Raw genomic sequence first — 20,111 nt, forward strand, 5'->3', positions numbered from 1 at the left:
AATGTTTTTCCTATTTCATTTCAGAATATGTAATGAGTTTAGCGCTGATTTCTTCCAAATCTAGATTTTTGTGAAGGCTTTCATCATTTGCCCTGCCGTGTAAAATAAAATTATATCCCTTGGGGGTTGCACATAGGGTTAAAGGATTTTTCAGGGGAGATGCGCATCCTTTTGCACAGCCAGATATATGCAGTGTCTGTAGTTTGGAATGCCAGAAGCGTATAAGTTTTTGAACATCTTTCATCACGGGTTGCATTCCCTGAAGACAATAGGGTTTACCCGGACATAAGACGATATTTAAACGAGGATCCTGTTTATCGGTAATAAATGATTTCAAATGGGTATGAGCTGCGTTTGAACAATAGGGCAGGATAATTGTCCGATCGGGGGTGAGCTGCAGGGTGGAATTTCCATATTGATCAGAGATGTCTGCCAGTAGACTTAAATCTTGACTATGGAGCAATCCAAAGGGAATGCCGAGATGATAACCATGTGGAAATTGACCAATCGAAAGTTTTTCAATTGAAGTTGGATAGGTATAGGATTGTTTGGAACATGAATTTTCCCTTATAAATTGATCAGCATAGTCTTGATGAAGCAGGCGGAAATAATTGTGTTTATTGCAAAATTGCAAAATCTGTTTAAGCAGTTTGGCACAATTATCCAAGTTACAGGGTATTACCTGTTTTGCATGACCTAATTGCAAAATCCATTGGTCATGATGGATACGTAGATTAATATCGGCATGATGACGGGTTAAGGGGAATAATCCGCCCCCGTCAATAACGAAACTGAATTTGCCAGTCAGAAATTTTACAGTCTCATTTTCAATGATTTCATGTTGTATACACTGGGCATAGCGTATGGTATCTTGGTGGCAAGAAGGATCGATACCGGCCAAGGGTGAAATAAGAATATTGCGTTTACCTTCTTCCAATGCATCAGGACTGCATAGATTCTCATGTTTGGCTAAAGGTATGAATTGTTGGATATGTTTCCGGGTAAATCCCCGTAGTTGCAGATTGGCCTTTTGCGATAAATTAATAAAACCATTTCCCAAATCAGATGCTGATCTTGCAATAAAACGGGCCTGTCGACTGGTTAATTTTGCAAAAGGAGGCTTAACTCGACATAACCACCCATCTCCTGTCTCCATAGGATGATAAAGCGATGGACACCATCCCCGACGTATATTATTCATCGCTTTCTTCCAGTTTCATGAAAACGCTATTTGATTTTGGATGCCACAAGCCACGTTTAAGGGATTCATTGAAGCGATTTTGAATGGATTTTTTTGCCGCAGGATTGGAATTTTGTAAAAATCGGTTAACAGTATCATTTCCAAGCGTTGCTGCAAAGACGAGTTCAAACTGTTGATCAAAACAATGGGAAAGCGTTGCTGAAAAACTGAAAAGTGCATCGACAGAACGGGCTATTTCCGCGGCTCCACGATAGGAGTGATTCATCATTGCCTTTATCCACATGGGATTGGTAACACGTCCACGCACTATACGGTTGACTTCCTCAACCAATAAACGGATTTTTGGATTTTCTGCTTTTGAAGTGTCACCGTGATATAAGTTGGGTGTATTGTCAAAGAGTTTTGCAGCTGCCGCAAAACCACCTTCATGGGCAGCATAATCAGCGCTATCCAGAAGGTCAATTTCGGCATGGTCTTGACTGTGAAAAAAAGCCTGTGTTGTTTTTAAACGTTCTGAAAGCCCTTGTCTATCGTAAATGCCATCTTGCCCGTTTCCATAACTATATGCTGAATTTTCCAGCCATTTTTCGCCCAGTTCCGCTTGTTCACACCAATTTCCAGTATTCAAGGCATATTCTATGCCCGTTCCATATGTGCGTTGGGCTGTACCATAAATGCGGTTAAGCCGGGAATGATGGCTTCCGGGGGGGGTATTTTGAAAGAGATATGCCAAGTAATTCCAATCTTTATCTTCGGCACGTTGGGCAAGGGTTTTAACCGTTTGATCAAACAATGTGATCTGATCTTCAAACGCATCACGGAAAAACCCTGAAATGCGGAGTGTTACGTCGACGCGCGGTCGGTTCAATTTTGCCAATGGGATGATTTCAATTGAAGTAACACGATTTGAACTTGTATTCCAGATGGGTTTGACCCCCATGAGAATATAGGCCAGAGCCAGGTCCTCACCGCCTGTTCTAAGATTGGTGCTTCCCCATAAATCAATAACAATATGTCGCAGGTGATCACCATTTTCCTGTATAAATTTCAGCAAAAGCTGTCCTGCCATCTTTTCTGCCAGAAGATAGGCAGTACGAGTGGGAATACCACGTGGATCAACCGTATACAAATTACGTCCGGTTGGGAGAACATCCAGTTTTCCTCTTGTGGGTGCCCCAGCAGGGCCAGGCTGAATAAATTCTCCATTCAAAGCGTTTAGGAGAGATTGTTTTTCCTGCTCTGCACATTGGTAAAGATTTGATTCAATCTCTGATATTTTATCGGGGGCATAATGTTTTATTGTTTCTAGAAGATGCTGGAATTGAATTGGAGGTTTACCAAAAATATGTAACCCTTCCCGTATTTGCAAATCCTTGACATCACATAAATAGGCATCCAGATGGTTTAGGGCGACCTCATCGCCACTTTCCTTGCGGTTGATGCCTGTTTCAGCCAATAAACCGCAGGATTCTGCTTTATCCAGAATAGTCCCGAGAAGAAGTTTGCTGCGTCGATGGTCCAAACCATCAGCTTCAGCATAATCATCGATTAACCGTTCTAGTTCTGCGGCATCGCCGCTAAGGATTGTCTTATTGACAGGAGGCGTTAAGTGTCCGATGGTAACAGCACCGAGACGTCTTTTTGCGCAGGCTGCCTCACCTGGATTGTTAACAATAAAGGGATAGATGACGGGTAAGCCCCCCAGCAATACAGCAGGGGAACAATGATCGGAAATTGCGGTTGCCTTGCTTGGTAGCCATTCCAGTGTACCATGTGTTCCCAGATGAATGATGGCATCAATGGATTCATGATGGCGTAACCATAAATAGAAAGCGATATAACCATGGCATGGTGGAATATTCGGATCATGATAAGTGTTTTTATGATTTTTTGAATCAGCTCTTTCAGGCTGGATCGCGCAGATGATATGGCCTAATTGAATATATCGTATGGTAAAATTTTCTTTTTGCAGCGTTTCATCTTTTTCAAATTCTGGCCAGTATGCCAAAACCCTTTCTCTGAATGTCGTAGAAAGTGTGGAAAAATATTGTTTATAATCAGTCAGGGATAAAGTGGCCCTGGTACCTGACTGACATAAAATCTGGATTAAATTTTTACAGTCGGGAATTACGGATCCTGTTTGATATCCATTTTTTTTCAACCATTGTAAAATATGTTCAAGACTGGCAAAGCTGTCCAAACCGACGGCATGCCCTTCTTGTCCGCTGACACCCGGGTAATTTGAAAGGATAATAGCAATTTTCTTGTCATGATTGTTTTTTTTTCTTAAATTAACCCATCCGTTAACACGGTTTGTAACGAGATCTATTCCTTTTTGATAAGGTTCATACCGTGTTTGGTTATTTTTCTCTTTTTTAAATCCTATGGCAGTTGTCGAGATTTTACCGTCAAGTTCAGGTAAAACAACCTGGATGGCAAGATCGGTTTGGGATAGGCCACGAAAACTTTTTTTCCATAAATGTTTACTGTTACTAGGCTGAAGAATTTGCAGGACTGGCACATTAAATGTTCTAAAAAGAGAATGATTATAATTTTGCTGTATAGAAAAATATGTGGCGTTTAAAATTATTGTTGGGTAATTTTGGTAGAGATATTGCTTAACCCAATGGGAAATTTCTGGGTCTTTTAGAGAGGTCAGATAAACAGCCTTGATATTTATGCCTTTTCTGAATAAGGATTGTGCGAGGGAAAGAATAGGTTCGATATTGTTGGCCAGCAAATGAGAGCGGTAAAACAATATTACCGCTAGATTTTGATGGGCATGAAATGGATAAGGTAAGGGATATTCCCCAACCATCGGTAAAATGTGTGAGGTAATTGATTGCCCTATTTTATGGTCAAGATGATGGGCGGCAAGATTTAGGATGTGACTGTAATTTTCTCTTCCACCAGCCAGGAACAGTTCCTTGAATTGATTTAACAGGTTGGCGGGTATAGTGGAAAGATTATCAAAATGGGGATTTTCATAATTTTCGCCAGAAATAATGGCTAGGGGAATGTGACGGGACTGACATAAGTTGTGGATTTCTTCCGTACCATAGCGCCATGCCTCAATTCCTCCTAATAATCTTAAAATTATGAATTTGGACTTGCTGATTGTCTGATCCAGATAGAGGTCGACAGACATTGGATGACGAAGACGGTTAAGAGAAACTAGCTGTATTGATGGAGAATTTTCAGGTTGCTGCGCTATGCAACTCGCCATCACATTCAGGTCATTATCGGAAAAGGACAGAAAGACAATATCGGCTGGTTCATGTTGCAAATCTTCAGCCGGTGCCTGTTCATCCAAACTTGTAATTTCTCGAACCAGGATATGCATTATTAAATTTGTGTTTCCAAGGCTGCCTGAATGGCCTTTTGATTGATGCTTTTCTGTCCAATGATGATTAATCGTCCTTGAGATTGTTCATCTTGATACCATGGACGGTCAAAATGATAACTAAAGCGTTCACCGACTCCGTGTATTTCAAGGCGCATCGGTTTATCGATAACCTGGATATAACCCTTAATGCGTAGTATATCGTGCAGGTTTGTTAGTTGAAGGAGTTTGTTTTCCAAGGCTTTTGGACTCGAGACTGGAGGAATATTGACAACAAAACTTGTAAAGTCATCATGTTCATGATCTCCATCCACACCATCATGATGAGAGGGACGTGTCTGTAAATCATTTTCAGCCCCGGCGTGAATACCCAGGATCACTTCTGGCTCGATTTTTCCGTGTGAAAGAGGCAGAATTTTCACGGCTTTTGGAATTTGTTTTTTGATTTCATCAGTTAGATACCCAAGCTGTTCTGAGGTGATGAGATCCACCTTATTGAGAAGGACAAGATCTGCGGAATTAAGCTGATCTTCAAAAACTTCCTGCAGGGGATTGTCATGATCGAGTGAGGGATCAGCCTGACGTTGTTGAGCGATTTTTTCTGGGTCATCCGCGAAACGTCCAGCAATAACAGCGGGGGAATCCACAACAGTAACCACACCATCAACAGTCATTTTGGTTTTGATATCAGGCCAGTTAAACGCCTTGATTAAAGGTTTTGGTAATGCCAGCCCGGATGTCTCTATAATGATGTGTTGAGGTGGAGACGGACGGTTTAATAATGACTCCATTGTTGGCAGAAATTCATCCGCAACTGTGCAGCAGATACATCCATTTGCCAGTTCAACAATATTTTCCTCCTCACATCCTGGAACAGCACATTTTTTTAGGATCTCACCATCAATACCCAGAGCGCCGAATTCGTTAACTATAATGGCTATTCGCTTATTGGCGTTTTTTTTCATGATTGAACGCAATAGGGTTGTTTTTCCTGAACCAAGAAAGCCTGAAATAATGGTTGCCGGGATGCGAGATGGTTGCATAAAAAGCCTTTAATCGGAAATTACATAAATTGTTGTGAAAGATTGAATTTACGATTTTTACAAAACCAAGGCAAGAGACGTTTGTTGAAATACAACGTCACGATATATTATTGAATATTATGAGATTCCTTGTTTTAATAGAATAGGTTGAAATGCAGTATAAAAGTGAGACACCATTGGAAGACTTAATCTTGCCTGTTTCTTACATAGAAAGGGCAAAGGCGCTTTGTGCAGAGGGAATGCGTAAAATTTTGGCCATCGCAGGTGCTCCAGGATCGGGAAAGTCAACGGTTGCCCGTCTTTTGCAGCAAGCCTTACCAGACTGCTCGGTTCTTGTTCCGATGGACGGTTTTCATTTGGCAAATAAAGAATTGGAAAGATTGGGTCGTAAAGAACGTAAAGGGGCACCGGATACATTTGATGTGAAAGGCTATCTTGCCTTACTTCAGAGACTGAGAAATCAAAAGCATGATGAAGTCATTTATGCCCCGGAATTTGATCGAACCATTGAAGAGGCAATTGCCGGTTCCATTCCCGTTTTTCCTGAAACAGAGTTGATCATTACCGAGGGTAATTATTTATGTTTGACACAAGGGGACTGGCAAAATCTGGCTGAACTGTTTGACGAGAAATGGTTTGTTATGGCACCTCAACAGGAACGGCAGCAGCGTTTAATCAATCGGCATTGCTATTTCGGTCGTACGCCTAAAGAGGCAAAGACCTGGGTTGAACAAACGGATGAACCGAATGCCCGGTTAATCGAAAATAATCGAACAGAGGTGGAATTGGTGATTGAGTGGATGGATGTGTCCAAGAGAAGTTGAGTGAAAAGGTATGGAGGTGTTAAAAAAAATATTTATTTGTAGAAAATGCCTAGCCAAACCTAAATGCTAACTTGAAAACAATTATGGGAAGAGGGATATCTTTCCTGATCCATTAAAGAACAGGGTCAGGAAAGAGTGAACATTAGATAGAGTTGAGTTACATGTTTTTGTATTTCTTCAATTTTTGAAAAATTGATTTTTAAAAATGCACTTCATCAGGGAGGTTTTCACCTTTAAAAAAACATTCCAGGGAATTTAGGATTTTTGCGCCGATACGTTTTGAGGTTTCATAAGTCGCGCCTGCTGAATGAGGGGTCATGATAACATTTTTTAACAAACGTAAGGTTTCTGGAACATGAGGTTCATGTTCAAAAACATCCAGTCCGGCTCCAGCTATTTTTTTGTTTTTCAGGCAGTCTATCAATGCATTTTCATCAATGATACTGCCGCGCCCGATATTAACGACGAACCCTCTTTCACCAAGTGCCTCAAGGATTTCGCGATTAACAGCGTGTCTGGATGAGGGACCGCCGCTGGCGGCAATTATTAGGATATCTGATATCTTGGCCAATTCGATCAAGGAGGGAATATATTTCCATTTTACTCCAGGACGCTGATGTCTTGCTGTGTAGGCAATTTCATTATCAAATGCATGTAAACGTTGGGCAATGGCCTGACCAATATGACCCATTCCCATGATTCCTATTTTCTTATTTGAAATGGAACTTCCTTGATAAGGATAGTTTCCTTTTTCCCATTCATTTTTGCGTATATATTGGTCACGCAGGGTTATTTGACGGGATACATCCAATAATAATGCGATTGCCATGTCGGCCACGTCCTGAGTTGGTGCATTTGTAGCAATACTTAGTTTGATTTGACGTTCTTTTAATTTCTGCAAGTCAACATTGTCATATCCCACACCATGGACCGTCACGAGTTTTAGATTGGGAAGTTGATCCAGCATATCTGATGGAGCACCAATAACACCATTTGTAATTACAGCCTCGATTTTTTTGAGAATTTCAGGAGAATCAGGCAATTTATTAAGGCTAATATGATTTGTGAAGCGAGTATTGATTTGTTCCTGGAATTTTTTGCAGACAGGTACTAATTGGAGAATTTGAGGTTTCATAGTTTTTCCTTTTTACAAGGGTTTTAAGCAGGTGATATGTGCACGAATATGGTATATCTTTTTAGAAGAAAGGTATATTTATAAAAAGTAATGGAATCATGATTCATTTTGTATTGGGTGGGGCGAAATCGGGGAAAAGCAGATTTGCCGAAAATCAGGTTATGCTTTATCCGTCACCGTGGATTTATCTTGCAACGGCGCGTTGCATGGATCATGAAATGCAGGAAAAAATTGCCGTTCATCAGAAAAGAAGAGGACAGGGATGGCAAACCATAGAGGAATCCATCAATCTTGCAGATATTATAAATAAGAATAATGTTCATTCAATTCTGGTCGATTGCCTAACCTTATGGTTGACCAATCTATTAATGGATAACCGAAATATAAAAGAGGAGACTGATAAATTTCTTTCCGCATTAACGACATTTCATGGAAATATCATAATTGTCAGTAATGAGGTTGGACAGGGTATTGTTCCAGATAATGCGTTAGCGAGAAAATTTATTAACGAAGCGGGAATTTTACATCAGAAAATGGCAGCCATTGCTCATAAATTTACGATGGTTGTTGCCGGATGTCCCCTGAATATTAAAATTTAGTTGAAACAGGAAAATTGATATGAATGATGATGCGCTTCATCACAAACGAAAAATGCAAAAAAGGCAACAATTGCAAAAAACCATTGTTGCCTCCAAGAGAGAAGAGAAAGGGTTGTTGATGGTGCATACCGGAACGGGAAAAGGCAAGTCAACGGCTGCTTTCGGTCTTTTGTTTCGTCATTTGAGTTACGGATTTAAAAGTGTTGTTATTCAATTTATCAAAGCACCTGAGTGGAAAACGGGTGAACAAAGAATGGTTGAATTTTTTCCTGATTTGCTTGAATGGCATACTTTAGGTAAAGGTTTTACCTGGAACACCCAAGATAAACAAAAGGATATTGAATCATGTCAGGCGGCCTGGTCGTTGGCGTTGGACTATTTGAACCGTGAAGATATATCGCTGGTTGTCTTGGATGAATTGAATATAGCCCTACGTTACAATTATCTTGATCCTGACCAGATTATAAGGGATTTACAACAGCGCCCCAAAATGCAGCATGTTGTTATAACAGGCCGTAATGCTCCCCAAAAGCTTATTGATGCAGCAGATATGGTCACAGAAATGAAATTAATCAAACATCCATTCAATGCTGGTATCAAGGCACAAAAAGGGATAGAATATTAATGGCTAAAATCCTGATGTTTCAGGGAACAGGTTCAAGCGTGGGAAAATCGGTTCTGGTTGCTGGAATTGCAAGGGCCCTGACAAATAAAGGATATAATGTCTTACCTTTTAAACCACAGAATATGTCGAACAATGCGGCGGTAACGGTAGACGGGGGTGAGATTGGACGGGCGCAGGCTTTGCAAGCTTTTGCTTGTAGGGTTGATCCTGTTGTTCATATGAATCCGGTTTTGCTTAAGCCGCATAATGTTCAAGGGTCACAGATAGTTGTTCAGGGCAAAATATGGGGGCAGGCATCGGCAAGGGAATATCAGGAAATCAAGCCGCAATTATTGGATTATGTTATTGAAAGCTTTAATTTATTAAAACGGAAAGCAGATATCATATTAATCGAGGGGGCTGGATCCGCCTCTGAAATAAATTTACGGAAAAACGATATTGCCAATATGGGGTTTGCGCAGGCTGTGAAAGCACCTGTTATATTAATTGGTGATATTGATCGTGGTGGTGTTATTGCCAGCTTGATTGGAACGCATAAAATTTTACCGCCAAATGATTTAAAATTGGTTAAAGGGTTTATCGTAAACAAAATGCGTGGGGATCCCTCCCTATTTACGGAAACAATGGAGTGGATAAGCCATAAGACAGGATGGAAAAATTGCGGTTTGTTGCCTTTTTTTGATGAATTGAGAAAATTGCCTGCTGAGGATGCTGCAGACTTAAAAGCAGATAAATCATCATATCAATATGGCAAGTTGCATATTTCTGTTTTATTGTTGCCAAATATTGCAAATTTTGATGATTTTGATCCTCTGAAAAATGAGCCGCATATTCTGCTTGAATTTATTTCTCCGGGATCAGTTGTTCCGGCTTTTACCAAAGTGATAATTATTCCCGGATCGAAAAATACTATTTCAGATTTGAATGCTCTATATCAAACTGGTTGGGATATCGATATAAAGGCGCATGTCAGGAGAGGGGGATATGTTTTTGGAATTTGTGGCGGCTATCAAATGTTGGGACAACAGATTCTCGATCCTTTAGGCATTGAAAAATCGAGTAATGATCGGATAAAGGGGTTGGGTTTTTTTAAAAGTGACACGATTCTGTCCTCAGAAAAAAAATTAGAGGCGGTTACAGGTCATTTGGCTTTAAAAGATATTGACTGCGAAGGCTATGAAATGCATGTAGGGCAGACAAAACATCATGGCACCTACAAGCCTTTTGCCTATTTGGATGATTCTCGGGCTGAGGGAGCCATTTCTGACAATGGGCAAGTGATTGGAACCTATCTTCACGGAATTTTTCATTGTGATGAAGTAAGGGATTATTTATTGTCATATTTCGGTTCATCAGGAGATGGAATATTGTATGAACAACAGCTTGATTCGGTGATGAATAATTGGGCGAATTTCATAAATGATAATATTTTAGTTGACAATTTAATTTCGTTGTAATAATTATTATCGTATAAAAAGAACCTCCTCAAATATTTGAGAAGGTTAAGTATAAAGTTAAGTAGCTAGGTGGTTTGAGAGATTATAATAATCTCTGCAAGTAGGGTTTTATCGATTTAATAAATATAAAATATTAATATAATTATTTTTTCTAAAAAACCTGAACATTTATATCATATGTAATTATAATTTAGCAATATAAAATCCTTTATTATTTATTTAAAATACGTCATTATTTTGTATAATGCTATTAAAACAACTAATTTTATAAAACTTGCATAATAATAAATTTTACAAGCCTTACAAATATCCTCGGAATATAATTGACTACGTTCTCGACCTATTCGTGGGGATTCAACAATATGGTCTTTATAGTGGCGTGGACATAATAACTGAATATTAAGAGTGTAAGCCATGGCTGCTTCTGGCCATCCAGCGTTGGGTGAATTGTGTTTTCGCGCATCTTTACAAACGGGTTTTAGATTATGGAATAATTTTTTAGGATTTGTAAGTAAAATCAGAAAGGCGGATAGTCGTGCTGGAACAAGGTTCATGTAATCATCCATTTTGGCTGAAGCGTAGCCGAAATTCCGATATTGCTCTGTTAAATGCCCGATCATGCTATCTGCAGTATTAATTGATTTAAAAACAAGCAGCCCGGGTAATCCCCCAATATATCCCCAAAAAACAGGAGAGATTACACCATCCGAAAAATTTTCAGCCAAACTTTCAATGGTTGCACAACAGATTTCCGACATATTGAGATTATCTGTTTTTCTTCCAACAATGTGACTCAACGCAATACGAGCACCTGCCAGATCATTTTGATCAATTTTTTCCCTAACTGCGTGAACATGTTCGTAAAGTGAGCGATGTGCAATGAAAATACTGCCAAAAATCCCTGATAAAAAAGTTGCTAAAGACGGACGAAAAAAGGCAAATACAAATTTTTGGAAAAGATGGGCTATTAATCCCGGGACTAGAAAGTTAAAAAATAAAGTGATGAAACCATTTCTTTTTTGAATATTTGCATTTTTATTTTTTTTATTGAGCTTAAGTTCCAGAAAGTGGATTAATTTTCCAACATAACATATCGGATGCGGAATTTTTTTATAAATTTTCTCTGGATCGCCCCATATCATGTCAATCATGAGCGCAATAATCATGATTTCAATATTACGTTTTCTGTAAAATATGTTTAAAATCTTTATCATTTAAATTGTCATAATCTGCCATGTGGATTTATTGATATTTTCATAATTTAGATGGTTTTAACTATAAATTAAATAAAGTGGATATAGATAAATATATGAATATTCAACATGGGGGGAACCTTGACCAAGCGAAAAAGCTTTTTCCGGAGGTTACGGGATCATGGCTGGATTTATCAACAGGAATTAACCCTTACAGCTATCCATTTTCCTCTTTAGATATATCTCTATATGAAAAATTGCCCTCTTATTCTCATGAAGAAAATTTGCGGCAGATTGCTGCAGACTATTATGGTTGCAAGAATAAATCTTGTGTTGCGCTTGCGCCTGGTACCCAAATCTTGATATCGTTAATGCCGACTGTGCTTAATGCAAAAGAGGTTTATGTTTTATATCCCACCTATGAAGAGTATATTTCATCTTGGTGGCAGGCTGGAGTAAAAGTAACACGGGTCGTTAATTTTGAAGATTTTGAGACGCTTTGCCTCCAAAAAAATGTAGTGGGGGTTATTTGTAATCCAAATAATCCAGATGGTCGGAAAATTGATATAGCCAGGTTAGAGTCCCTGATAAAAAAATGGAGTGCATCCGGTAATCATCTTATCCTTGATGAAGCTTATATGGATTTTTCAGGGCAGAGTATGGCTTATTTATTACCTTCACCGGGATTGTTGGTATTGCGATCTTTTGGAAAGACCTTTGGTTTGGCTGGGTTGAGGGTTGGATTTTTGCTGGCTTCACCTGAAATTGTTCAAAAAATACGATATATGCTTGGTTTATGGCCTGTAAATGGACCCGCCTTGCATATAGCTGCTGAGGCCTTACAAGATGGTTTGTGGAAAATTGAAACTGAAAAAAAATTGAGAATTCAACAAAAACGTCTGGATGCTTTTTTGCAAAGTCATTCCTTTAATCTTGTGGGTGGGACGCTTTTATTTCGCTTATTTTATCATCGGTCTTCGAATGATATATGGAAACATTTGGCCTCTCATGGGATTTGGGTACGCAAATTTGATTATAATCCCAATTGGTTGCGTTTTGGATTGTTATACAGGCAGGTAGATTGGCAAAGGTTGGAAGCGGTTTTATTGTCAATTTCGTGAAATGACAATAAACATGTAACATCGGCCATGGATCAGTTTGATGGCATTTAATAACTTTTCATCCTTTTGTTTCATTCAGTTCAGGAGCTGTTTATGATATTTATTGTTACATTAATGCCTTAATATAGCCCGAATTTTGTTTTGATTTAAGATGATTAGATTCATAAAGAAGGAAAGAAAATGTTGTCAAAACGTTTAATTATCTCTGCAAGTTTTTTAAGTGTATTTATGATGGGGAATTTGGTCTCTCAGGTTCATGCTCAGGATGTAATACAGAATTTGCAACAAAAGGAAGATAATTTTCATAACCGTGTTACACAGCATAATCAGGCAATTCGCGATCGTATGCAGCAAAATCAGGAACGTATGGATCGTTATAGGGATTATCAAAGGGATCAGAGAGCACGCTGGGATCAACAAAGACAGGATTTCAAGGATCGTCTGAATGGACCCAAAAGAGAAGCACAGGAACGTATGGACCGTTATAGGGATTATCAAAGGGATCAGAGAGAACGTTGGAATCAACAAAAGCAGGATTTCAAGGATCGTCTGAATGAACCCAGAAGAGAAATGAAATATCGTCAGGAACAAAGACGTCAGGAATGGAAAGATTTAAAAAATAATACAAAACAGGATATACATGATTTGACACATCCATTTTCAAATTAAATTTTTAATTTGTGACACGAATTTGGTAAAGGGGCATAAGCCCCTTTATTTATTTTTTGCGTTTTCTTGATGAAGATGATGGACCCGATTTATCTTTGTATTTAAAATCGGTTTTCTTTCTGGTTCTTGTTTTTTTTAAATCCGACCCATTTTTTCTTTTGCGCCTGTAATCCGGTTTTTTATCACCTTCCCCAATAGACGGGGCTGACGTTTGGTAAATGTTTACGGATTTGTCATTTGCAATATTTTTGTTAAAAATATCTTTTTTTTCCGAGGAAATCTCGAATTTTGTGGCGTTATCAAAAATACGAATATTTCCAATATCTTTTTTCTGGATATTACCAGATTTGCAAATGGTTGGAATAAGCCATTTAGGATCTGCTTTTTCATTTCGACCAACTGGAATTTCATACCAGACCCCGTTTGTAAATGCATATTTTTCTGATGATTTTTGTCTTCTATTTTCCTTATTGTAAGGGGCGGAGCGCTGTTTCTGCAGGGATATGTTTGTAATTTCCTCGGGATTAGGAATAATTGAACGATAAAATGAAATGACAGCATTCGCAAGTTCATTAAGATTGAACTGTTCAATCAACTGCTGAATCAAAGGTTGATCTTCTTCCATAATATCCTTGCTGCTTAAAAGTACAGGATTGGAAAGAAGACGCTGGTTATCCTTTTCACGGATGGCCATCATATCAGGCGGGTTTTCCCAACTTGCTGTTACTTTAGCGTGAGCCAATAGGCGTTCGGCACGATTGCGTTGATTTGAAGGAACAATTAACACGCACCGACCTTTTCTTCCGGCACGTCCAGTCCTTCCTGAACGATGCAATAAGGTGGCGGAATTGGTTGGAAGGCTAGCATGAATGACAAGATCCAGAGTGGGCAGATCCAAACCACGGGCAGCGACATCAGTGGCAACACAGACTCGTATTTGACCAGAACGAAGACTTTTAATGGCATGATTTCGTTCTTCCTGTCCAAGATCGCCAGAAAGGGCAACACATGAAAAGCCCCGTTCAATCAAAGTTGATTGCATATGACGAACGAGTTCTCGGGTGGCACAGAAAACCATTGCTGTGGGGCTGTCAATAAAACGTAAATAATTAATAACGGCGTTATCAACCTCCTTTGGGTGAATCAAAGAAGCGTGATATTCAATGTCTCTATGCTGATTGGTGGGAACTGTATTAATTCTCAATGCTTTTTTCTGATATCGTCGGGCCAGGTTTTCAATATCTTTGTCAATGGTTGCGGAAAAAAGCAGGGTTCTATGATTTGATGGACATGCGGATAATAATTCCTCCAGTTCATCACGAAAACCCAAGTCCAACATTTCATCTGCCTCATCAAGAACAATTGTGTCCAGGCCAGACAGATCAAGATGATTATGCCGTACGTGATCACAAAGTCGTCCGGGTGTTCCCACAACGATATGACAGCCTTTTTCCAGTGCATAAGCTTCTTTACGAACATTCATTCCGCCAATACAGGTTACAATCTTGGCCTTGGTATTTGTATATAGCCAGGATAATTCTTGGTGAACTTGTAACGCTAATTCGCGAGTGGGAGCGATAATCAGGGCTAGCGGTAATTTTGCAGCAGCAAACTGATCTTTATTAGCAAGTAATGTTGTTGCCATGGCAATTCCATAAGCCACGGTTTTACCTGAACCGGTTTGAGCAGATACAAGTAAATCTTGTTCATTATTCTGTTGTTCAAGAACAGCCTGTTGAACAGCAGTCAAGGCTGTATAGCCTTTATTTTCTATAGCTTTTGCAAGGGAGGAATGAATTTGAGTAAATGGCATATAGTAATCCGAAACGTAGGTTATAAATCTAAACAAAAAATCAACTATATAACAAAGTGGATTTTGTTAAATAAATGAAGGTTTTGTGGGAAATTGTAAAAACAGAATGAGTGAAATGGGGATATTATCAGATACATTCAAGGTTGATATAATATCATAAAGCGGTTTATCAATATTTATTGGGTTAAAACATATCTACAATATTTATAAAATATTCTAAATACAAATTTTTTCAAACTTAAAAATAAATATTCAAGGGTTTATTTTGTATTATCATGAAACAATTTTTATAAAAAAAGAAAATTAATGTCAGTATTATTTAATACTGTAGAATATGTTAAAAACTAAAGCATGATTAAGGGAATATTTTCTGTTTTGATAATAATCAACCAAATTGGTAAGCAGAAATTGGTTTATGTAAAATTATATCTTTAAATATACATTTTCCATGATCTTGTCTTGCTGCGCCAGAAACCGCCATCAAGGGTAGAAGATGTTCTGCACGTGGATGAGCCGAATGTGCGCCGGCGGTTTTTTCCCATTCAATCAATAATCTATCACGATCATCACAAGCGGGAAGGGAAATGACATCGGTTAACCAGTTATCAAAAGCATATGCCTCTCTGGTGCCTTGACCAGAAAATAAAAAGGGCAGGTTATGATAGCTCATCCCACTTCCCATAATTAAAATATTTTTATTGCGTAGCGGATAAAGGGCCCGACCGATATTAAAATGGTATGCCGGATCAAGGTTATTATGTAGCGATATTTCCACAATTGGAATATCGGCATCAGGAAACATGACTTTTAAGGGAATAAAAACACTATGATCCCATCCTCTTTTTTCTTCAAATTCACTTTGAATATGCTGTTCTGTTAAAAGGGTATGGATTTGTTCGGCAAGAAGCGGATATCCTGATGCTGGATATTGTAATTGATAAGTATGTTCAGGAAAGTCATAATAATCATAATACAAGGATGGATTTGGGTGATGGTGGATTTTGATCGGATCGCTTTCCCAATGAGCCGCAATGACAACGATGGCATCTGGTTTTTTAGGTAATGTTTTAGGGAATTTATGTAGAAAATCACCCATATTGGTCCATATATTATAAGGATCATCCATAAAAAAACACGGACCGCCCCCATGGGGAAGATAACAAGCAGGTTGACGCATTACAGATTCATTCCAATATGATTAGCATAAATTAAATTTTACTGGCAACAACACTATATATGCTGCTTTTCCAGAGAGGCTGATTATCGGGTGGGTGAACTTCTCCCTGATCGAAATTGTTGAATCCTGATCGTTTCAGAAGAATTTTGATAAGGCGCTGGCGCTCCCCGTTATCAAGTGCCTGCCATAAGGCAATGGTGCGGGTCGCTAAATATCGGGGGGAAAAAGAAAAGATTATTCTGCCTCGGGGTTTTAATATCCGATAGCATTCCTCAAGAATAGCGAAAGGATTTCGCAAATATTCAATGACTGAGCACAGACAAATATAATCGACACTGTTATCCTGTAAAGGAAGGGATAAATTTTGGTTAATGTCCTGAAGAATTTTTTTTGTTAATTGATGATTTTGTTGTAAGGCATTGTTATCGATATCAATACCGATTAAATCTTGGTATGGAACATTCGCGGGAATATGACTGTTTGATCCACACATTAGGTCGAGGATGGTATCGCCTTTTTGTATGAGAGTATGATATAAGGCTTCAATAGTTTTATATCCCCCTTGGTCGATAAGAGGTACAGGTTTATGGTGCGTATAATATTCAAGATCATTTTCTGTACCAGCAATATCAAAAGAATGGGGATGGAAATCGTTTAATTCGGTCATGGGCATAAAAAATTGGCGTTTTTTGTGTTACATTGATAAATTAAGTCAAGTTAAGTACCAATAGTTACGTTAGAATAATAATGGATATTTCTTTTAGTAAAATGCATGGTATCGGTAATGATTTTGTCATTATCGATAATTCTGTCAACAGAATTCAGCTAAATAATAATCGTATTGCCGAACTATGTGATCGTCGTTATGGGATTGGCTGTGACCAGTTGATTATATTATCTGCTCCAAGAGATAAAAAAGCCGATGTTTATGTTCGTTTTTTCAATCCTGGCGGAGATGAGGCAGGTGCCTGTGGAAACGGTTCACGCTGTGTCACGGCATGGTTGCATGATAAATTTCAACGTAAGAATTTTACCTTACAAACCAGCGCTGGGTTACTGCCAACCGAGGTCATTGATGCTTTTACAGTAAAAGTAAATATGGGACAGCCAAAAATGAATTGGCGTGATATTCCACTACAACGTGATGTTGATAGTTTATATTTGCCATTATCCGGGGAACCGGCAGCGGTTTCTATGGGAAATCCCCATGTAACATTTTTCGTTGAGGACTTATCTACGGTCGATCCTGTATTTTGCGGTCAGGTTCTGGAAAAAGACCCCTTGTTTCCGGAAGGGGCAAATATAGGGTTTGTACAGATGCTGGATCGTCAAAACATGCGGGTTCGTGTTTGGGAACGCGGGGCAGGGTTAACACTGGCTTGTGGTTCCGGTGCATGTGCTTCTGTTGTGAATGCGGTTCGGCGAGGTTTGGCTGATCGTTATTGCGAGGTAAGAATGGATGGTGGGAATTTGATTGTTGAATGGGATGAAGCCTCTAATGATGTATTGATGACAGGTCCTGTTCATTTTTCTTTTACCGGGCAATTTAATTTGGATCATTACCCTTTATGACGTCAAAGACCCAAAAGGAAAAACCGCAGATCATTACCTTTGGATGCAGGCTTAACCGTTATGAAAGTGAGGTAATGAGCCAGCATGCCGAGCAACTTGACAATGTCGTTATTGTCAATACCTGTGCCGTGACAGCTGAGGCAGAACGGCAGGCAAAACAGGCAATTCGTCGGCTACACCGAAAAGATGGCGAAAAACGTATTATCGTCACGGGTTGTGCCGCACAAATCAATCCTGAACAATGGTCGTCATTACCGGGTGTGAAGCAAATATTGGGGAATGAAGACAAGTTAAAGGGGGAAAATTGGACAGAGGCAGCTTTATCTCAAGGAAATCAGGTTTCCGATATCATGACGGTGAAAAATACCGTGGGACGGATTGTAACTGATTTTACCGGTCGGACTAGGGCTTTTGTTCAAATTCAGCAGGGATGCGATCACCGTTGTACTTTTTGCGTTATTCCTTTTGGGCGGGGACCTTCCCGGTCTGTTTCTGTTAAGGGAGTGGTTGATCAGGTAAAAGCTTTGACCCAACAGCAATACAATGAGATTGTTCTTACAGGAGTTGATATCGCTTCATGGGGAAGGGATCTGAAACATAAAGGAAGGTTGGGGGATCTGTGTAAGGCTATTCTAAAAGATGTTCCGGAATTAAAAAGGTTAAGATTATCATCAATTGATCCAATTGGTATGGATCCGGTTTTGTGGGATTTAATGGCCAGCGAATCTCGTTTTATGCCCCATCTTCATTTGTCGCTTCAGGCAGGTTCCGACATGATATTAAAACGGATGAAGAGACGTCATCAAACCAAAGATGTTGGATCATTGGTTGAACAACTTCGTTCAATACGCCCTGATATCGGACTAAGTGCCGATATTATTGCAGGTTTTCCGACGGAGGATGAATCGTATTTTCAGGAGACATACGATTTTCTAAAGACAGTTGCCATTCCCTATCTTCATGTTTTTCCCTATAGTGAAAGAAAGGGCACACCTGCGGCCCAGATGCCAGCCGTTGCAGTTTCCGTAAGGAAAGAGCGTGCGGCCCGGTTGCGAAATTTGGGTGCAAAAATAGCCAGTTCATATCATGAATGTTTTGTTAATAAAACGGTTTCCATCTTGATGGAAACGGTTGATCGTGGTCACAGTGAACAATTTTCCCCAGCAACCTTAACAGGTAAGGAGGCAACCCCCGGTGAAATTATTTCAGCCCGTGTAATTTCGGGTAATTCTGATGGTATTATAGTAGAAAGAATATAAATGGCGCTTGGTTTTTTTTCTCGTCTTAAACAGGGGCTTTCCCGTTCAACGCAAAAATTGGGAAACAACTTAACATCTGTTTTTACAAAACGACGATTGGATGATGAATCACTTGAACAATTGGAGGATATTCTAATTTCTGCTGATTTCGGGCCAGAAGTAGCGGAAAATGTTATTGAATCCTTTCGTAAGACCCGGTTCGGTTCGGAAGTTACGGATCAGGAAATAAAACAGGCCCTTGCAGAAGAAATTTCCAAGATTTTAAAACCAGTTGCCGTACCATTTCAGCCCAATCCTGATTTGAAACCCCATGTTGTTTTGATGGTTGGCGTAAACGGGACAGGAAAAACGACAACGATTGGAAAAATGGGACAGTTTTTTACTGATCAGGGGCTTAAGGTGATGATGGTTGCCGGGGACACTTTTCGTGCGGCAGCAGTGGAACAATTGCAAGTGTGGGGTGATCGGGTTGGTGTATCGGTTATTTCAGGAAAACCGCAGGCAGATGCGGCGGGTCTAGCTTTTGAAGCCCTGAAACGAGCAAAAAATGAGAAAACAGATTTGCTGTTGATTGATACGGCAGGTCGTTTGCATAATAAAAGTGCCCTGATGGAGGAGCTTGCCAAAATCATTCGTGTCATGCGTAAATTTGATGAAACGGCGCCGCATTCTGTTTTATTGGTTTTGGATGCCACAACAGGTCAAAATGCAATTGAACAGGTTCGTATCTTTAAGGAGATGGTTGATGTTAGTGGATTAATCATTACCAAATTGGATGGTACGGCACGAGGAGGTATTGTCATTGCCTTGGCTGAAAAATTTAAGTTGCCAATCCATGCAGTAGGAGTTGGTGAAAAGACGGAAGATCTTCGCGATTTTTCTGCAGAAGAATTCGTCAAGGGATTGGTGGGAGATACAGTTCAACTTTCCACTACAGAAGTTAATATTGATAACTGAGCTATTATTTTGATTATTGCTATAATAAATGGTTTTATAGGGATATCGTTGATGGCTCTATAATGTTTGAAAACAAAATTGTGAATTTATAGTTTATATTTGCAAAAGCCACTTAAATATATC

17 protein-coding genes are annotated in these 20,111 nt (G+C 39.3%); 9 read left to right on the top strand and 8 right to left on the bottom strand.

The window, feature by feature from the left end; genetic code table 11:
* Positions 1 to 10 precede the first annotated feature (10 nt).
* The 3 genes from H3R28_RS00355 to cobW are packed head-to-tail and all read right to left on the bottom strand — an operon-like array spanning position 11 to position 5,587.
* Complete coding sequence (locus H3R28_RS00355; protein WP_198209437.1) at positions 11 to 1,201, bottom strand: hypothetical protein; 1,191 nt, start codon at positions 1,199 to 1,201, stop codon at positions 11 to 13.
* Complete coding sequence (gene cobN / locus H3R28_RS00360; RefSeq protein ID WP_198209435.1) at positions 1,194 to 4,544, bottom strand: cobaltochelatase subunit CobN; 3,351 nt, start codon at positions 4,542 to 4,544, stop codon at positions 1,194 to 1,196. Before cobN ends, H3R28_RS00355 begins: the two co-directional genes overlap by 8 nt.
* 2 nt (positions 4,545 to 4,546) lie before the next feature.
* Positions 4,547 to 5,587, bottom strand: a complete 1,041-nt coding sequence (gene cobW / locus H3R28_RS00365) for a cobalamin biosynthesis protein CobW (protein ID WP_155569575.1) — start codon at positions 5,585 to 5,587, stop codon at positions 4,547 to 4,549.
* Positions 5,588 to 5,739: 152 nt separating this feature from the next.
* Between cobW and H3R28_RS00370 the strand changes: the two genes are divergently transcribed.
* Positions 5,740 to 6,411: a nucleoside/nucleotide kinase family protein gene (locus tag H3R28_RS00370; protein WP_198209434.1), complete on the top strand. Its 672-nt coding sequence runs from the start codon at positions 5,740 to 5,742 to the stop codon at positions 6,409 to 6,411.
* A gap of 199 nt (positions 6,412 to 6,610) precedes the next feature.
* Here the strand turns inward: H3R28_RS00370 and H3R28_RS00375 are convergent, their stop codons facing one another.
* Positions 6,611 to 7,546 (bottom strand): 2-hydroxyacid dehydrogenase, encoded by a 936-nt coding sequence (locus tag H3R28_RS00375; RefSeq protein WP_198209432.1) that lies wholly within the window; start codon positions 7,544 to 7,546, stop codon positions 6,611 to 6,613.
* Positions 7,547 to 7,644: 98 nt separating this feature from the next.
* Between H3R28_RS00375 and cobU the strand changes: the two genes are divergently transcribed.
* The 3 genes from cobU to H3R28_RS00390 are packed head-to-tail and all read left to right on the top strand — an operon-like array spanning position 7,645 to position 10,227.
* Complete coding sequence (gene cobU, locus H3R28_RS00380; protein ID WP_198209430.1) at positions 7,645 to 8,145, top strand: bifunctional adenosylcobinamide kinase/adenosylcobinamide-phosphate guanylyltransferase; 501 nt, start codon at positions 7,645 to 7,647, stop codon at positions 8,143 to 8,145.
* 19 nt (positions 8,146 to 8,164) lie between these two features.
* Positions 8,165 to 8,770, top strand: coding sequence for a cob(I)yrinic acid a,c-diamide adenosyltransferase (cobO, locus tag H3R28_RS00385; RefSeq protein ID WP_198209429.1), 606 nt, complete (start codon positions 8,165 to 8,167; stop codon positions 8,768 to 8,770).
* Positions 8,770 to 10,227, top strand: coding sequence for a cobyric acid synthase (locus H3R28_RS00390; RefSeq protein ID WP_232351187.1), 1,458 nt, complete (start codon positions 8,770 to 8,772; stop codon positions 10,225 to 10,227). Before cobO ends, H3R28_RS00390 begins: the two co-directional genes overlap by 1 nt.
* A gap of 215 nt (positions 10,228 to 10,442) precedes the next feature.
* Here H3R28_RS00390 and cbiB read toward each other — a convergent pair whose 3' ends face one another.
* Positions 10,443 to 11,393 (bottom strand): adenosylcobinamide-phosphate synthase CbiB, encoded by a 951-nt coding sequence (gene cbiB / locus H3R28_RS00395; RefSeq protein ID WP_198209427.1) that lies wholly within the window; start codon positions 11,391 to 11,393, stop codon positions 10,443 to 10,445.
* Between the two features lie 143 nt (positions 11,394 to 11,536).
* On the opposite strand from cbiB, the gene cobD reads away from it, so the two are divergent.
* Positions 11,537 to 12,541: a threonine-phosphate decarboxylase CobD gene (cobD, locus tag H3R28_RS00400; RefSeq protein WP_155572220.1), complete on the top strand. Its 1,005-nt coding sequence runs from the start codon at positions 11,537 to 11,539 to the stop codon at positions 12,539 to 12,541.
* A 180-nt stretch (positions 12,542 to 12,721) separates the two neighbouring features.
* The gene (locus H3R28_RS00405) at positions 12,722 to 13,210 is read left to right on the top strand and encodes a hypothetical protein (RefSeq protein ID WP_198184487.1); all 489 of its coding nucleotides are present in this window, start codon (positions 12,722 to 12,724) and stop codon (positions 13,208 to 13,210) included.
* A 49-nt stretch (positions 13,211 to 13,259) separates the two neighbouring features.
* On the opposite strand, the gene H3R28_RS00410 is transcribed toward H3R28_RS00405, so the two are convergent.
* The 3 genes from H3R28_RS00410 to H3R28_RS00420 all read right to left on the bottom strand — a co-directional run bounded on the left by H3R28_RS00410 (position 13,260) and on the right by H3R28_RS00420 (position 16,867).
* Entirely contained in the window at positions 13,260 to 15,023 is a 1,764-nt protein-coding gene (locus H3R28_RS00410) for a DEAD/DEAH box helicase (RefSeq protein ID WP_110438509.1), read from the bottom strand.
* A 385-nt stretch (positions 15,024 to 15,408) separates the two neighbouring features.
* Positions 15,409 to 16,200 carry a class III extradiol ring-cleavage dioxygenase gene (locus H3R28_RS00415; protein WP_198209423.1) on the bottom strand — a complete coding sequence of 264 codons (792 nt, stop codon included), beginning with the start codon at positions 16,198 to 16,200 and terminating at the stop codon, positions 15,409 to 15,411.
* Positions 16,201 to 16,231: 31 nt separating this feature from the next.
* A complete protein-coding gene (locus tag H3R28_RS00420; RefSeq protein WP_198209421.1) occupies positions 16,232 to 16,867 on the bottom strand; it encodes a class I SAM-dependent methyltransferase in 636 nt (211 codons plus the stop codon).
* An 80-nt stretch (positions 16,868 to 16,947) separates the two neighbouring features.
* Between H3R28_RS00420 and dapF the strand changes: the two genes are divergently transcribed.
* The 3 genes from dapF to ftsY are packed head-to-tail and all read left to right on the top strand — an operon-like array spanning position 16,948 to position 19,988.
* Positions 16,948 to 17,772 (top strand): diaminopimelate epimerase, encoded by an 825-nt coding sequence (gene dapF / locus H3R28_RS00425; RefSeq protein ID WP_155567257.1) that lies wholly within the window; start codon positions 16,948 to 16,950, stop codon positions 17,770 to 17,772.
* A complete protein-coding gene (gene mtaB / locus H3R28_RS00430; protein WP_198209419.1) occupies positions 17,769 to 19,031 on the top strand; it encodes a tRNA (N(6)-L-threonylcarbamoyladenosine(37)-C(2))-methylthiotransferase MtaB in 1,263 nt (420 codons plus the stop codon). Before dapF ends, mtaB begins: the two co-directional genes overlap by 4 nt.
* The gene (ftsY, locus tag H3R28_RS00435) at positions 19,032 to 19,988 is read left to right on the top strand and encodes a signal recognition particle-docking protein FtsY (RefSeq protein ID WP_198209417.1); all 957 of its coding nucleotides are present in this window, start codon (positions 19,032 to 19,034) and stop codon (positions 19,986 to 19,988) included.
* Positions 19,989 to 20,111: the final 123 nt, after the last annotated feature.

The organism is Commensalibacter sp. M0268, assembly GCF_016101925.1.
GTDB lineage: Bacteria > Pseudomonadota > Alphaproteobacteria > Acetobacterales > Acetobacteraceae > Commensalibacter > Commensalibacter melissae.

Coding starts and splice junctions, on each gene's coding strand:
- H3R28_RS00355 (WP_198209437.1), bottom strand. CDS start 1,201: ATGAATAATATACGTCGGGGATGGTGTCCATCGCTTTATCATCCTATG.
- cobN (WP_198209435.1), bottom strand. CDS start 4,544: ATGCATATCCTGGTTCGAGAAATTACAAGTTTGGATGAACAGGCACCG.
- cobW (WP_155569575.1), bottom strand. CDS start 5,587: ATGCAACCATCTCGCATCCCGGCAACCATTATTTCAGGCTTTCTTGGT.
- H3R28_RS00370 (WP_198209434.1), top strand. CDS start 5,740: ATGCAGTATAAAAGTGAGACACCATTGGAAGACTTAATCTTGCCTGTT.
- H3R28_RS00375 (WP_198209432.1), bottom strand. CDS start 7,546: ATGAAACCTCAAATTCTCCAATTAGTACCTGTCTGCAAAAAATTCCAG.
- cobU (WP_198209430.1), top strand. CDS start 7,645: ATGATTCATTTTGTATTGGGTGGGGCGAAATCGGGGAAAAGCAGATTT.
- cobO (WP_198209429.1), top strand. CDS start 8,165: ATGAATGATGATGCGCTTCATCACAAACGAAAAATGCAAAAAAGGCAA.
- H3R28_RS00390 (WP_232351187.1), top strand. CDS start 8,770: ATGGCTAAAATCCTGATGTTTCAGGGAACAGGTTCAAGCGTGGGAAAA.
- cbiB (WP_198209427.1), bottom strand. CDS start 11,393: ATGATTATTGCGCTCATGATTGACATGATATGGGGCGATCCAGAGAAA.
- cobD (WP_155572220.1), top strand. CDS start 11,537: ATGAATATTCAACATGGGGGGAACCTTGACCAAGCGAAAAAGCTTTTT.
- H3R28_RS00405 (WP_198184487.1), top strand. CDS start 12,722: ATGTTGTCAAAACGTTTAATTATCTCTGCAAGTTTTTTAAGTGTATTT.
- H3R28_RS00410 (WP_110438509.1), bottom strand. CDS start 15,023: ATGCCATTTACTCAAATTCATTCCTCCCTTGCAAAAGCTATAGAAAAT.
- H3R28_RS00415 (WP_198209423.1), bottom strand. CDS start 16,200: ATGCGTCAACCTGCTTGTTATCTTCCCCATGGGGGCGGTCCGTGTTTT.
- H3R28_RS00420 (WP_198209421.1), bottom strand. CDS start 16,867: ATGACCGAATTAAACGATTTCCATCCCCATTCTTTTGATATTGCTGGT.
- dapF (WP_155567257.1), top strand. CDS start 16,948: ATGGATATTTCTTTTAGTAAAATGCATGGTATCGGTAATGATTTTGTC.
- mtaB (WP_198209419.1), top strand. CDS start 17,769: ATGACGTCAAAGACCCAAAAGGAAAAACCGCAGATCATTACCTTTGGA.
- ftsY (WP_198209417.1), top strand. CDS start 19,032: ATGGCGCTTGGTTTTTTTTCTCGTCTTAAACAGGGGCTTTCCCGTTCA.